17 protein-coding genes are annotated in these 17389 nt (G+C 46.8%); 14 read left to right on the top strand and 3 right to left on the bottom strand.

Features of this window, described 5'->3' with window-relative positions; translation table 11 throughout:
• Positions 1-80: 80 nt before the first annotated feature.
• The 11 genes from PQI28_RS05310 (at position 81) to PQI28_RS05260 (ending at position 10769) form a co-directional block, all read left to right on the top strand.
• Complete coding sequence (locus tag PQI28_RS05310) at positions 81-857, top strand: YmfK family protein (RefSeq protein WP_012726484.1); 777 nt, start codon at positions 81-83, stop codon at positions 855-857.
• Positions 858-884: 27 nt separating this feature from the next.
• Positions 885-1757 (top strand): helix-turn-helix domain-containing protein, encoded by an 873-nt coding sequence (locus PQI28_RS05305; protein WP_074033219.1) that lies wholly within the window; start codon positions 885-887, stop codon positions 1755-1757.
• 32 nt (positions 1758-1789) lie between these two features.
• Complete coding sequence (pgsA, locus tag PQI28_RS05300) at positions 1790-2368, top strand: CDP-diacylglycerol--glycerol-3-phosphate 3-phosphatidyltransferase (protein ID WP_214692781.1); 579 nt, start codon at positions 1790-1792, stop codon at positions 2366-2368.
• 63 nt (positions 2369-2431) lie between these two features.
• Positions 2432-3658, top strand: coding sequence for a competence/damage-inducible protein A (locus PQI28_RS05295; RefSeq protein ID WP_339962711.1), 1227 nt, complete (start codon positions 2432-2434; stop codon positions 3656-3658).
• Between the two features lie 76 nt (positions 3659-3734).
• Entirely contained in the window at positions 3735-4784 is a 1050-nt protein-coding gene (recA, locus tag PQI28_RS05290; RefSeq protein ID WP_339962710.1) for a recombinase RecA, read from the top strand.
• A gap of 187 nt (positions 4785-4971) precedes the next feature.
• Positions 4972-6534, top strand: coding sequence for a ribonuclease Y (rny, locus tag PQI28_RS05285; protein ID WP_214748227.1), 1563 nt, complete (start codon positions 4972-4974; stop codon positions 6532-6534).
• A gap of 48 nt (positions 6535-6582) precedes the next feature.
• Positions 6583-7377 carry a TIGR00282 family metallophosphoesterase gene (locus tag PQI28_RS05280; protein ID WP_339962709.1) on the top strand — a complete coding sequence of 265 codons (795 nt, stop codon included), beginning with the start codon at positions 6583-6585 and terminating at the stop codon, positions 7375-7377.
• Positions 7378-7403: 26 nt separating this feature from the next.
• Entirely contained in the window at positions 7404-7664 is a 261-nt protein-coding gene (locus tag PQI28_RS05275) for a stage V sporulation protein S (protein WP_012726477.1), read from the top strand.
• A 90-nt stretch (positions 7665-7754) separates the two neighbouring features.
• A complete protein-coding gene (locus PQI28_RS05270; RefSeq protein WP_224861329.1) occupies positions 7755-8375 on the top strand; it encodes a histidine phosphatase family protein in 621 nt (206 codons plus the stop codon).
• A gap of 122 nt (positions 8376-8497) precedes the next feature.
• Positions 8498-9574: an L-threonine 3-dehydrogenase gene (tdh, locus tag PQI28_RS05265; protein WP_224861327.1), complete on the top strand. Its 1077-nt coding sequence runs from the start codon at positions 8498-8500 to the stop codon at positions 9572-9574.
• Positions 9575-9587: 13 nt separating this feature from the next.
• Positions 9588-10769 (top strand): glycine C-acetyltransferase, encoded by a 1182-nt coding sequence (locus tag PQI28_RS05260; protein ID WP_339962708.1) that lies wholly within the window; start codon positions 9588-9590, stop codon positions 10767-10769.
• 689 nt (positions 10770-11458) lie between these two features.
• Here the strand turns inward: PQI28_RS05260 and PQI28_RS05255 are convergent.
• On the bottom strand, positions 11459-12007 hold the full coding sequence (locus PQI28_RS05255) for a DUF4256 domain-containing protein (RefSeq protein WP_339962707.1): 549 nt from the start codon (positions 12005-12007) through the stop codon (positions 11459-11461).
• Between the two features lie 987 nt (positions 12008-12994).
• Positions 12995-14152, bottom strand: coding sequence for an MFS transporter (locus tag PQI28_RS05250; protein ID WP_339962706.1), 1158 nt, complete (start codon positions 14150-14152; stop codon positions 12995-12997).
• 158 nt (positions 14153-14310) lie between these two features.
• Between PQI28_RS05250 and PQI28_RS05245 the strand changes: the two genes are divergently transcribed.
• The 3 genes from PQI28_RS05245 to PQI28_RS05235 are packed head-to-tail and all read left to right on the top strand — an operon-like array spanning position 14311 to position 16192.
• Complete coding sequence (locus PQI28_RS05245; protein ID WP_339962705.1) at positions 14311-15261, top strand: alcohol dehydrogenase catalytic domain-containing protein; 951 nt, start codon at positions 14311-14313, stop codon at positions 15259-15261.
• A 15-nt stretch (positions 15262-15276) separates the two neighbouring features.
• The gene (locus PQI28_RS05240; RefSeq protein ID WP_274663972.1) at positions 15277-15834 is read left to right on the top strand and encodes a GNAT family N-acetyltransferase; all 558 of its coding nucleotides are present in this window, start codon (positions 15277-15279) and stop codon (positions 15832-15834) included.
• Positions 15827-16192 (top strand): transposase, encoded by a 366-nt coding sequence (locus PQI28_RS05235; RefSeq protein ID WP_339962704.1) that lies wholly within the window; start codon positions 15827-15829, stop codon positions 16190-16192. Before PQI28_RS05240 ends, PQI28_RS05235 begins: the two co-directional genes overlap by 8 nt.
• 97 nt (positions 16193-16289) lie before the next feature.
• On the opposite strand, the gene PQI28_RS05230 is transcribed toward PQI28_RS05235, so the two are convergent.
• Positions 16290-17294 (bottom strand): tyrosine-type recombinase/integrase, encoded by a 1005-nt coding sequence (locus PQI28_RS05230; RefSeq protein ID WP_214820091.1) that lies wholly within the window; start codon positions 17292-17294, stop codon positions 16290-16292.
• Positions 17295-17389 lie beyond the last annotated feature (95 nt).

The following is a 17389-nucleotide window of genomic DNA, read 5'->3' as shown; positions in this document are numbered from 1 at the left end:
CATAAACGAGTTCTTTTCAATTCTTCTAAAATAATTTAAAATAGGCAAGGTAGCGAATTTGCTCGAAAGGATGGTTCGGGATGGAACATAAATTCGAAGAGTGGTATCTCGAATATGAATTGTGTCAAAATCGACCGGGTATCCTCGGAGACATCGCGTCTCTCATGGGAATGCTTCAAATCTCCATCGTCACCATTAATGGAGTCGACCTGCAACGTCGTGGCATGCTGCTCAAAGCTCCGGCTGCAGATCATGTCCATCGACTCGAGCATATTTTAAAACGTATGGAAGCCATCGCAGTCATCAAATTGCGCCGCCCGAAATTACGGGACCGGATAGCGATTCGACATGGTCGTTACATCGACCACGACAGCGATGATAAGAAAACGTTCCGTTTCGTCCGAGAAGACTTAGGGATTCTTGTTGATTTCGTAGCAGAACTGATGAAAGAAGAACGTCATCTATTGATTGGCGTACGGGGGAACCCGCGCGTTGGGAAAACAGAATCCATCGTCGCAGCCAGTGTGTGTGCGAATAAACGGTGGTTGTTCTTGTCATCGACCCTCATGAAACAGACGGTTCGAACCTCTTTGTTTGAAGAAGAGCGGGAAGGCGATCATGTATACATAATCGATGGAGCGGTCTCTACGCGTACGATGGACGAGCGACATCGTCAACTGATCCGTGAGGTCATGCGGTTGCCTGCCGTGAAGGTCATTGAACACCCTGACCTTTATGTCCGAAACACCGATTGCGTGTACGAAGACTTTGATTATATTATTGAATTGAGAAACAATCCGGATGAAACGATTATCATCCCACAAGAAACGCATCGTGAGTCAGAATGGTTTGAATAATTATGTGAATGGAAGGTGTGGACCCCTGTGACAGAACTAGGGACTTTTTTGAAACAAAAGCGTGAGGAGAGCGGATTGACGCTCGACCAAATCCAGCAGACGACGAAGATTCAAAAGCGCTATATCATCGCGATCGAGGAAGGTGATTACAAAAATCTCCCTGGCTCTTTCTATGCACGGGCGTTCATTAAAACGTATGCGGAGTCACTCGGTCTCGATGTAGACGAATTGTATGAGACTTACGCAAAAGATCTACCAAAAATCGAAGCACAGCCATCCGTTCAACTTTCTCGTAAAAAGACGTATTCCAAAGCGTCCGAGTCGACGAGTCGAGTATCGCGATGGGTTCCGAAAGTACTTCTCGCCCTTACCGTCTTTTTGCTCATTACAGCAATCTATTTTGCCGTGAGAAGCATCGACTTCGGTGGACAAGACGCAAGTCCGGCTGAACCACCGAGTTCAAATGTCACACTCGACCAGAACGAGGATGTCCCAGCGGATGAACCAGCCGAGGAAGAACCGGTATCAGAGGAACCTGCTGAGGAAGAACCGCCAGCGGAATCCGGTCCAATTGCGGTAACGGAATCGAACGGGGCAGACATCACGTATGAACTCGCTACGAGCGATAAACTATCGACCGAGATTTATGTGAAAGAATCGCCAGCTTCATATGTCGGTGTTCGTGATACATCACTTGAAGGTCCGTTCCTTGCGCCTGAATATCCGAACCAATCGAAACAGAATCCGATTGTCATTGAAGATGCTGAAACGGACACGTTACGAATCCGGATCGGACTCATCGCAGGTGTTGAGAAAATCGTCGTCAATGGTCGCGAGCTCGAGCTTCAAGAGTCTCCGGTCACACAAAATATATTTGTAAAGAGAGTCGACGCAGAATAAGTCGACTCTCCTTCTAAGAGGAGGCGTTCTACATGAACCTACCTAACCGATTGACGATGTTACGCGTGGTGTTGATTCCCGTATTCGTCGTCTTACTCGCTGTTGATTTTGATTGGGGAAACATTGCCTTTTTAGGTGCTGAGATCCCGCTACACCAATTTATCGCTGGTGTCATCTTTACCATCGCGGCCATTACAGACTGGTTGGACGGTCATTTGGCGCGAAAACACAACTTGGTCACGAACTTTGGGAAATTCATGGACCCGCTCGCAGACAAACTACTCGTGACAGCGGCGCTCGTGTTGCTCGTCGAGATGGACCTCGTGGCTGCGTGGGTCGTTGTCGTGATTCTTTCTCGTGAGTTTGCGGTCACGGGTCTTCGACTTGTCGCTGCCGACGAAGGGATTGTCGTCGCGGCGGGTAAGTCAGGCAAAGCTAAAACATGGGTGCAACTGTTCGCCATCATTTTCCTCCTATTCGGTAACCCGATCTTCAGTTATGTCGGCATCCCGTTTGGGGAATGGGCGATGTGGTTGGCACTCGCACTCACGATTTACTCAGGTGCCGAGTATTTCGCACAAAACTACAAGATTATTGTGAAGTCGATGTAAGTCGACAAAGACGAGTTGGTTGATCTAGCTCGTCTTTTTTTTTGAAGTCGAGGAGGAAATAAGATGAAACGAGCCGAAATCATTGCGGTAGGAAGCGAGTTGCTCTTAGGAGAAATCGTCAATACGAATGCGAGTTACATATCGGAACAACTGTCGAAATACGGTGTCTCGGTCTTGTATCATCAAGTTGTCGGGGATAACGCGGAACGAATGCGGGAGACGTTCGAGATTGCGCGTCGTCGTTCAGACCTTGTCATCGTTACGGGTGGACTTGGACCGACGGCAGATGATGTCACGAAGACAGTCTTGTCTGATTTGCTCGAACGCCCGATTGTTCGAGACGAAGAGGCGTTTCACACGATTCAACAATTTCTTCAGTCACGTAACCGTGAGATGAATGAAGGGGACGCTCGTCAGGCGGACGTCTTGTCAGGTGCGGACGTTTTACAAAATCCGGTCGGTCTGGCTCCAGGTATGTGGATTGAAGGGGAGACGACGTGGATGCTACTTCCTGGTGTGCCACGCGAGATGCGGGCGCTCATCGATGCGACGTTTCCGAAAAAGTTTTCAGGCGCTACGCTCGTCTCAGAATCGTTACGATTTTATGAAATTGGAGAATCGGCACTTGATGATGCCGTCAAAGACTTGTTGAACGGCTCTAACCCGACTGTCGCACCTTATGCTGAGACAGGAGAAGCGAGACTTCGAATCAGTGCTCGGGCGGTAGATGATACGGCTGCACGACTGATGATTGAAGAAATGAAAGATGAAATCTTACGACGTGTCGGTTCGTATTATTTCGGGTCAGATGATGAAACGATTGCCTCATACCTCGTGCAATCATTGACACGTCATCACCAAACACTGGCAATTGCTGAGTCATTGACAGGAGGAGAAGTCCAATCGATGATCACATCGACGCCAGGAGCATCGGCTGTCTTTTTAGGGGGAGTCGTTACCTATTCAGATGAGCTAAAAAATAGGTATTTAGGGGTCGCTCTTGATACAATTGAACAGCACTCAGTCGTCTCAAAAGAAGTTGCTTATGAGATGGTAGATGGATTAGTTAAGCAAACGAATGCGGACTACGCGCTCTCGTTCACCGGTGAAGCTGGACCAACCTCAAATTCAGGGCGCCCCGTCGGTACGGTCTACATCGGGGTGAAAACACCGGATGGAATCGAGGTCATCAAACGTGTTTATCCGCATCAAGAACGTAACGTCATTCGGCTGCGGGCTGCAAAAGATGGACTATGGGCCCTCATACAACGAATTAAAAAAGGCGAATAAATGTTCGTAAAAAACTTGTGTATCGCTATATGTTCACGTATAATGAAAGTATCAATTAAAGGAGGCTCATTTATCTATGAGTGATCGTAAACAAGCGTTAGAAATGGCATTGCGCCAAATTGAGAAACAATTCGGTAAAGGCTCGATTATGCGCCTTGGTGAAAATACAGACCAGCAAGTATCGGTCATCCCTTCTGGGTCGATTGCCCTCGACGTCGCACTTGGTGCGGGTGGATATCCACGCGGTCGTGTTATTGAAGTGTACGGACCAGAATCTTCAGGTAAGACGACTGTTGCCCTTCATGCGATTGCAGAAGTTCAAAAACGTGGCGGTCAAGCTGCGTTCGTCGATGCCGAGCATGCGCTCGATCCAAAGTATGCTAAAAATCTTGGCGTCAACATCGATGAGTTGTTGCTCTCTCAGCCAGATACAGGGGAACAGGCGCTCGAGATCGCTGAAGCGCTCGTACGCTCGGGAGCAGTTGATATCCTCGTCGTCGACTCGGTTGCGGCACTCGTACCGAAAGCCGAAATCGAAGGGGAGATGGGAGACTCGCATGTCGGTCTTCAAGCTCGTTTGATGTCTCAGGCACTTCGTAAATTGTCTGGTGCAACGAACAAATCGAAAACAATCGTCATCTTCATCAACCAAATTCGTGAGAAAATTGGAATCATGTTTGGTAACCCGGAAACGACACCTGGTGGTCGTGCCTTGAAGTTCTACTCTTCAGTACGCCTCGAAGTACGTCGTGCAGAAACGCTCAAACAAGGTCAAGATATGGTCGGGAACCGTACGAAGATCAAGATTGTAAAAAATAAGATTGCACCACCATTCAAGACGGCGGAAGTCGACATTATGTACGGTGAAGGGATTTCACGTGAAGGGGAACTCATCGACATCGGTGCAGACCTCGATATCGTTCAAAAGAGCGGTGCATGGTACTCGTTCAACGAGGAGCGTCTCGGTCAAGGTCGTGAAAATGCGAAACAATACATGAAAGAAAATCCACCCATCGCGGCCGAAGTGGAACGTCAAATTCGTGACCACTACGGCTTGAACGGAGAAAAAACAGTCACAGTTGAAGGGGAAGACGACGAAGTTCTCTCACTTCTTGATGACGAATAAGCACATGGTCTCACTCGGAATCATCCGAGTGAGATTTTTTTAGTATAATTTTTAGGCAATTGGTAGTTCTATCCTGTCCGTGCATTGCATTCTCTCTCTTAAATAAGTACAATAAAGTTATGCGCGGGCTTGCCTGCGTTACTCACTTATTAAAAAAATAAAATAACCTTGCGAAAGGGAGGTGAACATGATGGAATGGCTATACTGGCTTATTCTGATCCTCCTTTTGCCGATAGCTTTTGTTGCAGGTTTTTTTGTGCGTAAATCGATCGCCGAAGCGAAGATTCAAGGTGCCGAGACGGAAGCGACTAAGATTGTAGAACAAGCAAAACAACAATCGGAAGCGATGCAAAAAGAAGCACGGCTTGAAGTAAAAGAAGAGATGATTCAACTTCGCAATGAGACGGAACAAGAATTGCGTGAACGTCGCGAAGACCAGAAAGTGAAAGAGAATCGCCTCGTTCAAAAAGAAGAGCTTCTCGACCGCAAAGCAGATATGCTCGAGCGGAAAGAAGATTCGCTAGATGAACAGGAGCGCGGGCTCGAAAAACGCAAACGTGAAGCAGAAATGCTCGAAAGCAAAGTGGAGGACTTATACGAAGAGGCACGCCAAGAACTTGTACGCGTGGCAGCCCTCTCGAAAGATGAAGCACGTACCATCATCATGGACGAAGCGAAGCAGGAAGCGCTTCACGATGCTGCTCTCCTTCAAAAAGAAATCGAGCAAAAAGCAAAACAAGAAGCGGATAAAAAAGCGAAACACCTCTTATCTCTCACGATGCAACGATACGCTGCTGAACATGTCGCGGAGACGACGGTATCTGTCGTCAACTTACCGAGTGATGAGATGAAAGGTCGCATCATCGGGCGTGAAGGACGTAACATCCGTACGCTCGAGACGTTGACTGGAATTGACCTCATCATCGATGACACGCCAGAAGCGGTCATTTTGTCAGGTTTCGATCCGGTTCGCCGTGAAATCGCCAAAATGACGCTTGAAAAACTCGTTCAAGACGGTCGGATTCACCCGGCTCGCATTGAAGAGATGGTGGAAAAGTCTCGTCGTGAAGTGGATGAACGCATTCGTGAGTACGGAGAAGAAGCAACTTTCGAAGCCGGTATTCACGGACTCCATCCAGACCTCGTCAAGACACTCGGTCGCATGCGCTATCGTACGAGTTATGGACAGAACGTCTTGTCCCACTCGGTCGAGGTGGCACATCTTGCCGGGATGATGGCAGCCGAACTCGGGGAAGACGTCACACTCGCGAAGCGAGCTGGACTCTTGCACGATATCGGAAAAGCGATTGACCACGAAGTCGAGGGCAGTCACGTCGAAATCGGAGTAGAGCTTGCAACGAAGTACAAGGAACATCCGGTCGTCATCAACTCGATTGCTTCCCACCATGGGGACGTCGAGGCGACATCGACGATTGCAGTACTAGTCGCAGCAGCTGACGCCTTGTCGGCAGCTCGCCCTGGAGCTCGTCAAGAGACGCTAGAAAGCTACATTCGCCGTCTCGAACGACTCGAGTCAATCTGTGAGTCGTTTGAAGGTGTCGAGAAATCGTATGCGATTCAAGCGGGACGTGAAGTTCGAATTATCGTTCGCCCTGACGTCGTCGACGATGTCGTCGCCGGTAAGATGGCACGCGATATTTGTAAACGAATCGAAGATGAACTCGATTATCCTGGACAAATTAAAGTGACGGTTATTCGTGAAACACGTTCCGTCGATTATGCGAAGTAAACGAAGCGGAGAATTTCTCCGCTTTTTCTGTTTGAGGGAGGATTTTATATGAAAATTTTATTTATCGGTGATGTCGTCGGGAAACCCGGTCGAGATATTTTGAGCAATCAGATTGGTCGTTTGAAAGACAAATACAACCCGACGTTCATGCTCGTCAACGGTGAGAATGCGGCAAACGGTCGTGGTCTCACAAAAAAGATTTATCAACAGTTTATAGAACTCGGCTTCCATGGGGTGACGATGGGGAACCATACGTGGGATAACCGTGACATCTTTGATTGGATTGACGATGCCGACCGAATCGTCCGTCCAGCAAACTATCCGGACGGGACACCTGGGGTCGGGATGATGAAGTTAAAACAAAATGGAAAGAAATTGGCTGTCATCAATGTCATGGGGAATGTCTTTTTGCCGTCTCTTGACTGTCCGTTCCGTACCGTCGACCGTCTCGTCGAAGAAGTGCGTGACGAGGTAGACGCCATCTTCGTTGATGTCCATGCTGAGGCGACAAGTGAAAAGATTGCGATGGGGTATCACCTTGACGGGCGTGCCCAAGCTGTAGTCGGGACGCATACGCACGTACAGACGGCAGATGAACGTGTCTTGCCGAACGGGACAGCGTATATTACCGACGTCGGGATGACGGGTCCACTTGACGGGGTACTTGGGATGGATGCATCCGTTGTTTTAAAAAAATTTATGACACAACTCCCAGTTCGGTTTGAAGTTGCTGAGGGACGGGAACAACTTAATGGAGTTTTCATTACAATCGATGATCAGACGAAACGAGCGACAAAAATCGAACGAATACACCTAGATGATCAGACCGTCTGGTTTGATTGAACAACCTACCCGAGGGGGAAACAAGAATGGACGTACTCAAAGTTTCGGCAAAATCGAACCCTAACTCCGTTGCGGGTGCTTTAGCGGGTGTGCTACGTGAAAAAGGAACGTGTGAGATACAGGCGATTGGGGCAGGTGCGCTGAATCAGTCCATCAAAGCCGTCGCGATCGCCAGAGGCTTCGTCGCGCCAAGCGGTCTCGATTTGATTTGCATTCCAGCCTTTACCGATATTATGATTGACGGAGAGGAACGTACTGCCATCAAGCTCATCATTGAGCCACGATGAGCGGTCGGGACATAGGTCCTATTCTTGTGAAGAGGAGCCATCGGCGCGGATGGCTCCTCTTTTTAATGCTGATGTGAAAGGATGATTAAGGTGTTAACGTTATATATCGTCAGACATGGACAGACAGAGTGGAATAAAGAAAGGCGTTTACAAGGTCGGCAAAATTCGCCGTTAACGAGCGAGGGAATCTTGAATGCGGAGAAGTTAGGAAACCGACTTCAAACGATTGCTTTTGAGACCGTTTATGTGAGTCCCAGTGGTAGAGCCATTCAAACGTTAGAAGCGATGGACGTATCGTTAGATTCACCGATACATATTTTAGATGAGTTGGATGAAATCTCGTTTGGTGTTTGGGAAGGGAAGGCAGAAGACGAAATCGAACGAATAGATGTATTTGAAACGTTTTGGTCAAATCCGAGTCAATATGACCATCGATTGAATCATGGGGAAGCCATGTTGACATTCACGAATCGTGTTTCATCCGCGATGCAACACATCATTCAAGCGAATACGAGTGGCAATGTTCTGGTTGTGACACACGGAATGGTGATTCAAGCGATATTACGAGAAATCAGAGAAGCGAATATATCTGAGTTGTGGTTTGATGATGAGATTGAAGGAACGAGCTTGACAGTGATTGAGTATTCGAACAATCAATATAAAGAAGTGACGATTGGTGATATCTCACATCAGTTGAGTGAGACGTGTTAAGACGAACTCTCAGAAGAATGTCATAAAAAAATCATGATGCATCTTCTCAGTTTCGTCATTTTATGACAAGATGATAAAGAACGTATCGTTCGATCATAAGAGACAAGAGGGGGACGTTTTCAATGGAACAACTCGTGTCAACCAAAGAGAAGGAAACAACGACACCAGTAATGAAAGCGATTCAAAAACACACGGCCGGATTTGGGGCTAAACTGGTCGACGTACCAGTTCCGACGCCGGGGCCTGGAGAAGTACTTATTCAAGTCAAAGCGACATCGATTTGCGGGACCGATGTTCATATCTATGAGTGGGATGAATGGTCACAGAGCCGTGTCAAACCACCGTATATATTCGGTCATGAGTTTTCGGGAGAAGTCGTGGCACTCGGGGAAGGGACGAAGCGCATCAAAATCGGACAGACCGTATCCGCTGAGACGCATATCGTCTGTCATCAGTGTAAACAATGTTTGCGTGGACAATATCACATCTGTAAAAATACAAAAATCATCGGTGTGGACACGCAAGGTTGTTTTGCAGAGTATGTCGTTATGCCTGAAGAGAACCTATGGGTGAACCCGGAGTCGATGCCAACGAAACTCGCCTCGATTCAAGAACCGCTAGGGAACGCGGTGCACACGGTGCTAGCGAGTGACGTATCCGCCAAATCGGTCGCCATCGTCGGATGTGGACCAATCGGTCTCATGGCGGTAGGTGTTGCCAAAGCAGCTGGCGCGAGTCGCGTTTATGCGATTGACGTCAATCCGTATCGTTTGAAACTTGCTGAAGAGATGGGAGCGGATGTCGTCATCAACAGCTTAGAAGAAAATCCGCTCGAATTGATCGAACGGGAGACGGATGGAGATGGAATCGACGTCGTCTGTGAGATGAGCGGTCATCCGATTGCAATCGACCAGGCGTTCAAAATGGTCACGGCAGGTGGGGATGTCAACGTCCTGTCACTCCCAGCTCGTCCGGTCGCCATCGACCTCACGCGTGATGTTGTCTTTAAAGGTGTCCGTGTCCAAGGGATCACAGGACGGAAGATGTACGAGACGTGGGGCCAAGTCTCGACGATGCTCGCGACGGGTCAGTTGAACGTAGAACCGATCATCACGCACGTCTTCAAGCTCGAAGAGTTCGAAAAAGGGTTCGAACTCATGCGGGCAGGGAAATGTGGGAAGGTCGTCTTAATACCTTAAAGGGGGAAACAACATGGCATTTGAACATATTACAGAAGCAATCAATGAGATGAAAGAACAGGGGACGTTCCGTAAGCTCGTCCCACTCGAATCGGCACAAGGGAACGAAGTGACAATCGACGGGAAGTCACTCGTCCAGCTGTCATCAAACAACTATCTCGGACTAGCGAACCATCCACGTTTGAAGCAGGCAGCGATTGAAGCGGTCGAACAGTATGGTGCAGGAACAGGATCAGTTCGTACGATTGCCGGTACGTTCGAGATGCACGAAGCATTTGAGCGCGAACTCGCAGAGTTCAAGCACACGGAAGCATCGCTCGTCTTCCAATCAGGATTCGCGACGAACCTCGGGGTCTTGTCTGCACTTCTCGGACCGGAAGATGTCGTCATCAGTGACGCACTCAACCATGCGTCGATTATCGACGGGATTCGTCTTACGAAAGCAGCGCGACGCATTTATAAGCACGTCGACCTTGAAGACTTGGAGAAGGCATTAAAAGAAACACAAGATTATCGGACACGTCTCGTCGTAACGGACGGTGTGTTCTCGATGGACGGGAACATCGCACCACTTCCGGCGATTGTCGAACTTGCAGAGAAATATGATGCTGCGGTCATGGTCGATGATGCTCACGCATCTGGCGTTCTCGGGAAGAACGGTCGCGGAACGGTCAACCACTTCGGTTTGGACGGTCGTGTCGCGTTACAGGTCGGAACGCTTTCAAAAGCAATCGGTGTCTTAGGCGGGTATGTTGCCTGCTCGCAAGACGTACGCGATTACTTGATCCACAAAGGTCGTCCGTTCCTCTTCTCGACATCACATCCACCGGCAGTCGTAGCGGCGAACCGTGAAGCGATCCGTGTCATGAAAGAGGAAGAAGAGTTGTTCGACAAGTTGTGGGCGAACACGGAATTCTTCAAGAACGGACTACGCGACCTCGGCTTCGATATCGGACATGCGACGACGCCGATCACTCCGGTCATGCTTGGTGAAGAAACACTTGCGCATACGTTCTCGGACAAACTGAAAGAGCATGGTGTATTCGCACAGAGTATCGCTTTCCCGACGGTCGAGCGCGGAAAAGCACGCATCCGGACCATCGTCACAGCGGAGCATACGCGAGATGACCTTGAACGTGCACTCGAGGCGTTCAAAAAGGTAGCGGAAGAGTTGAATGTGACACTACACGCATGAATGAGGACTGCAGACAATCTGTCTGCAGTTTTTTGATGGATTTGCACGTGAAATCGAGTATATTCAGATAGAGCGCAGATAGAGTAAGTCGAAATATAACGTATTTTTTAAATATTTCAATTACCGTAACTTGATTTAATCAGTACATATCAGAAATGAGGAAAGGCTATGTTTCAGCAAGGAATATTTCAAGTGGGAATGGTGTTAAATCGAGAGACGTTTTCCATTCTAACCATTTCACCACCATTCATCATAAATGTGATCTTTAGCGTCATGATTGTGATGTATGTCTTGTACTTTCGGTGTGAGGGTTGGAAAGAGAAATTGTGGAACTTCGCCCTCATGTCCTACGCAATCTTATTCATCTCTGTTTACATAGGAGCCTGGTTTGTGAGGTTGAAATACAATCTTACACCGAGTTTCGGTGAATCGTTCGCCCTTGAATCCTTTCCAGGATGGAAAGCCTTTCTTATGCAAATGATTGAAAACAACATAGAAGAACCAAATGTAACAGCGAATGCGATTACGTTCGGTGCATTGTTGTTCTACTCTCGGAAGTTAAAAAGTAGAATTATGTGGGTGTTAAGATTACTTGCAACGATTCCTGTCAGTTTGTTTTTCATCATGTATATTCCGCAATTCCTTAGTTGGTTATTCCGATAAAAAAGAAACAAGGCGCAATGCCTTGCTTAAATCATGAGTATCCCTCTAAATCCTCGAGCGGCATAATAAGAATCTGCACCATTGTGATAGACAAAAGTGTGATCATAACGGCGGTCGCAGAACAAGGCGCCGCCTTTTTGACGAATCTCATTCGGTGTCAGAATCCAACTCGACGTCTTCAAATCGAATTGGCCGAGCGTTTGTAAATGTCGGTATGTTTCTTCGTCGAGAAGGGTTATGCCCATCTGTTCAGATAAGGCGACCGCGCTTCCGACGGGCTTATTCTTTTTACGTGCCTCAAGAGCGGATTCGTCATTACAGAGGCTTCGTCGACCGCTCGGACTCTCGACTGAACAGTCGCAAAAAGCGAGATCTCCGTTTGGGAGACGAATCACGTCTGGTTCTCCGCCGGTCTGTTCCATTAAGGAGAGTGTAGTCAACTTGTCCTGATTAACTTGAATTTGTTCCAATACGTCTGACCAGACAACGTCAGGATGACGTTCAACGTTTTCGGTGAAGCGAGACTCTAACGTATTTAGTAACTCAAGAATTTCTTCGTGCGAAAGCTTCGACATGGGAATCACTCCGATCATTTGTTTCTTTTAGTATACGATATGAATCGCTACAGTTTGTCTTATCCATTGTGAGAAAGGGGAATCTAAATTGAATTTTGATGAAATATACGTTGAGCATCTAAAAGTGATTGTATTTCAGACAATGGATCTGTTCACATTGAAAACAGACTATTTGAGTCGATTGCCTGTCGGTTCGTATCGAGTCACAGACTATTGTGAACTTGACGTGATTGTCACAAAGTCACAATTAGGACGACTTCGGTACGTTGACTTGACCTTGCCGTTGGGCGTTTATATAGAGGGACAGCTTCTCTTTTTGTATGATCCGTATCGTCGTGCGATCTATTCAACACATGCACGAGTCGATTATCCAAATGAACAAAGTATCTCGACTGTTGATTTCTTATGTGCTCATAGTCACGACTTTCATGATCCTGATTCGTATTCACTGAAGAGTGAAAGAGTGTTTAACTTACCGTCGGACAGCAACTGGAGGGAATTTGGGTTACCAAAAGTGACATCGGCCCCATCGTTCATCTCTCGACTATTTACATTCCTAGACGTCTCTTCTTTTCAGGTGCTGTCGAAGAATAATCGATTTCTATCTGATCTCAAAAAATGGGCAGATTAGACAAAGTGTGAGTACAGTATTGAACATAATGAAAAATGGATGTGGTCGAATGACTATATGATGACTTGCAATTTTTCAAATGTATCTGAAGTTGAACTTCTTCAATTGGTTACGATGATTGAGGCAAGTGGAGAATTAGAAGGAATTCGTTTTTTGATTGAGACCGAAGCGTGTATTCTGTCACTTTTTATTTTAGGAGATATGAAGCAAGGCTATGGCGTAGGAGTATTTCAATACGGGAGTGACGAATAGGGAAAATTAAACACTGGATTGTAATTGAATAGAACGTCCAACTATTTATTTCGGTGGAAAATTCTATACAACAGGCGCCCTCTTTTAGAGAAGGCGCCTGTTGCTTATACAGATGATACGGTTAACATGGACTGTTCAGTTAATCGTCCGATCCAAATCAACGGAAGGGTCAAAAGTGCTCCGAGAAGGTAAATCGAATCAATCGGTAGTCCGTCGGCGAGAAGACCGAACAGCAAACTCCCTACACTGAATGCGAGTGCGTATCCCGTTTGTTGCACACTATATACGTAAGGGAGCTGAGTAGCCGGGATCTGTTCTTGAATGACGGTGTTCGTCTGGATGATGCGGATTTGTGTAGCTGCGCCTTGAATCACTAACGCCAAAATCGCAAACGCGAGATGTGCAGTCATGCCGAACAAGAGGGCGGCAACAATGGATAAGATAGCGGTCGACGGTAACGATGGCGCTCGTCGAGACCGATAAAGATGGGCACTCGCCGCAATCATACTGATCAAAAATGTTGCGTTGAGCGTCCCCCACCAGCCCGTATCGACTTGTAGATGTCGTTCGAGATAGACGAGAAGCAATGCCGAAATCCAGAGCGTGCTGACAAATGATTCATACGTCACAAACCATGTCACATGACGGGCGAATGGTGACGTATTTACATAAGTAAGACTAGCGCGTAAGGTAATCGATTCTTCCGCTCCATCATTGACGATGTCTTCCGTAAGCGATTGATTGAAGTAAATCGTCACAATCGTGGAAAGGACGAAGAGAACGAGGGAAACGACTAATGCGAGAGCGCTCGAGGTGAAAGAGACGAGCATCGTCCCGAGCGGCCACATGGCGAGCTGGATGAACTGATTGGAACCTTGCATGAGGCTGTTCGCTTGTTGACGATTCGTCGTCAATCTTGGGATGAATGACGCTTGGATGGGACGTGCGAACCCATCGAGGAAAGCGATCAACACGACAAGACCGAGAACTAGAATCGAATCCGTGAAGAGAACGAGAACAAGGGTGACCGTCTTCATCAGTTGTGACAGGACGAGCGTTTTCCCTAGCGAGTAGCGGCTGAGGATACGGGCGAAAAAGAGTCCGCTGAGTGTCATACCGGCAGTCACGGCAATCGGGAAGCTGGCCGCCATGAGAGCGGAACCGGTTTGTTGATACAACGAGGCAATGAGCGCGACGATGTATAGGACATCGCCAATATTGGCGAGCCATTGGCTAACGAGCAGTGTATAAAACGATTTCATCACAAATCTCCTCCGAATCTATTCAATTGGGTGGGTTCGACGAATCGTTTTTACACATTTTCACCTCTTCATAAAATGATATAAAAATAATTATACAAAATTTGATTAATTCTGTAAACTTGTCATATGGTCGCAATTGTTAATATTAGGAGGGTGAAATGATTCAACAAGCTTTGAAACTCGTAGGTAAAAAGAAGTTGGAGTGGGTTACAACACGAGTACCTGCTCTTGAAGCAGATCAAGTTTTGATTGAAACCATCGCTACCGCCATTAGTGTTGGGGCAGAGCTACCTCAATATGACGAAACGGATTTAACTGATTCGAGTCCGAACTATCCCCGTAAAGTGGGATATGAGAGTTATGGAAGGGTTGTAGATAAGGGGGAGGATGTCACGACACTCCATGTTGGCGACCGGGTGATTGCTTTTTATGGACAACAAACATACGGGATCGTCTCTGCACAGAAAGCGTTTTATGTTCCACCGGAAGTGGATTATAAAACGGCGTTGCTAGCGATTTTGTCATGTGATGCAGCGAAAGGGGTTAGAAAATTAGCACCATCCTCTACCGATTCGGTCATTGTTTCTGGATTGGGGACGATGGGCTTACTCGCAACATATTACTTAAGAAATTATTATGGTGTGAAGAAGATTGATGCAATCGAGCCAGATTCGAATCGAAGAGAATTAGCTTATCGGTTTGGAGTTGAACAGGTATACGCCCCGAACGAGGTGAAGGACAGCCACTACCATTATGGCATGGAGTGTTCTGCTAGAAACGAAGGGTTCATGAACCTTCAACAGGCAGTAATGCCGAATGGGTCTATCTGTATCTTATCAGACGGTAATCAAGAAGAACTGGTGCTTCAACCGCAATTCTATGAAAAAGAGTTACATATCGTCGGATCGAGTGACGGTTGGGACTATAGAGAACATTTCAAGTGGTATTTTGAAGCGAGTTGGCAAACCTCATACATACAAGAGATTTTTGAGTTGGACATTGTTCAATATAGCTTAATTGCTACGTTTGAAAGACTAAGTGCACATGTCATCAACCCAATTAAGATTGCAGTGACATATAAAAAAGAAAATACATCATTTGATGACTGAGAAGGATGGATCCATATGCTTGAATATAAATTAAATAACGATATCACACTGAGAATGTTTAATGTAAACGATGCAGACGCGCTGTTTGACCTGACGATGGCATCGAAGCCTTATCTCCGAGAGTGGCTCGGTTGGCTTGACTACATTGAAACAGTAGAAGACTCGAAGCGAAACATAGAAGGACGAATTAAAGGACTGATTGAGACGGGTGGATTCCCAAAATCATTCGCTGTGATCTATAAAGGCGTGCTTGCCGGGACAATCGGATTTAACGAAATCGATCGTGGGATTCAATGTGGCACAATTGGTTACTGGCTCGGACAAGAATTTCAGGGGAAAGGCATCATGAGTCGAGCGCTGGAGACCATCATCGAGTACGGGTTCCGAGACCTTAAACTAAATAAAATTGAGATTCGAGTCGCGACTGAAAATGTAAAAAGCCGCGCACTCCCGGAACGACTTGGTTTTAGAGAAGAGGGAGTCATTCGAGATGCAGAATGGCTGTATGACCGTTACGTTGATCATGTTGTTTATGGGTTGTTGCAGGATGAATGGAGAGGAAATAATGACTGACGTGAATCAAGAATTTGTTAGGGCGATTTATGAAACGGTAATCAGAGAAGGAATCGATGAATATAAAGAAATGTATGAGACGGTAGAAGTGGATTCAAACATGGATGCGTTTTGGAATTTATATCAAAACTCTAATCCAGAAGAAAAGGAAATCTTATTAAAGATGATGGAACAAATCATGATTGATACAGTCTCTCATATGCTAGGGATTATTGACGGAAGTTCCACGCTAAATGATAGCGAGATTGAGCCTAAGTTACTCCTAGACTCACAAGATACGGAGAATGAATTGCAGGACTCATTCTTAGAATTGGTCGAATTGAACATGGATGGCAATGACGAGGAGAATAGAAGATGAGATATTATATTGAGTTATATGATGATTCGAACGATCAATTTGAAGTGGATTCGTATTTTCCTCCATACACTTGAGTTACATGACAAAGACCCGTCCTTCACGAGAGGGCGGGTCTTTCGTCTGACTCGAATAATTCAGTTCCAAACTCTTCATACGCCTGTTCGTAACGGCGAAGGGAAGATTCTTTATGCATACAGGTAAGGTTCATCCGCTCGGATGGTGTCATATCGCTCGCATATGTCTTTAACACATGAGCGTTTCGAAGCATTGACGGGGTGACCGATCGTGCGAGTCCGCTCCGTTCATTTAGCTGTCGCATCATCTTCGTGATCATGACGATCGTCAATTGCTTCGGTTGATTCTTCGCATACACCCAGCGGAATGTCATCCTTGCGAAATCGAATGAGACGAAGACTGGGTCTTCCGAGTACCAGCGTGGTCGCACCGGTGTCGGGATGTCGGCCAAATAGTTCATGAGTAACGATTGGTCTTCTTGCGAGAGCTTCAACGTGAACTGGTTCCCGAGACGGTCATACACGTCAAAGGTGTGATCAGCCAGATGCAGGTCGCTCATACGCAAACGAATGATGTGATGGACGCGCAAGCCGTACTTATAGAAGAGCGTCACAATCAGTTCGTTCCGATTGACGAGATATGGGTGGGCTTGCAACTGATTCTCGCTCAAGCCCCTCGTCGAACGAATCGTATGAACAAGACGATCGAATTCAGACTCGAGTGCGATTTGGTCGATGGACAACGTATGTGCCGGTTGCGAGTAGGCAAGCATCTTCTTCCGAAGCGGATTTAAAAAGTGGGTCAGGCTATTGATGACCGTGACGATTCGAGCGACGGTCGCCTGTTGATAGTGCTTCTCTTCGATTAAAAAGTCATTCACAAACGTCTTCCACGATTCGATGGGGACGTCTAACCAGTCCGTCGGTTCGTTCAGTTCGACATTGTGGTCGTGAAAGTACTTATGCACGTCAATCAAGTCGTAGCGATATCGTTTTAGCGTCGAGGGTTGACGGCCGCTTGCTCCGAGATGATACAAGTACGTTTCGATAAATTCCGGGAGCGGATAGTCTTTTCTACGTTTCGTCATGGTCGAGCCTCCTTCTTCTTTTATCCTACCACAAACGGACGTTCTCTATACGTTGATTCGTGGTAAGATGAAAGGTGAGACTTTATGGAATGAGG

The organism is Exiguobacterium sp. USCH10 (assembly GCF_037619445.1).
GTDB classification, from domain to species: domain Bacteria; phylum Bacillota; class Bacilli; order Exiguobacteriales; family Exiguobacteriaceae; genus Exiguobacterium; species Exiguobacterium aestuarii_A.
The sequence above is the reverse complement of the archived record's forward strand: the minus strand, read 5'-3'. Positions and strand labels throughout refer to the sequence as shown.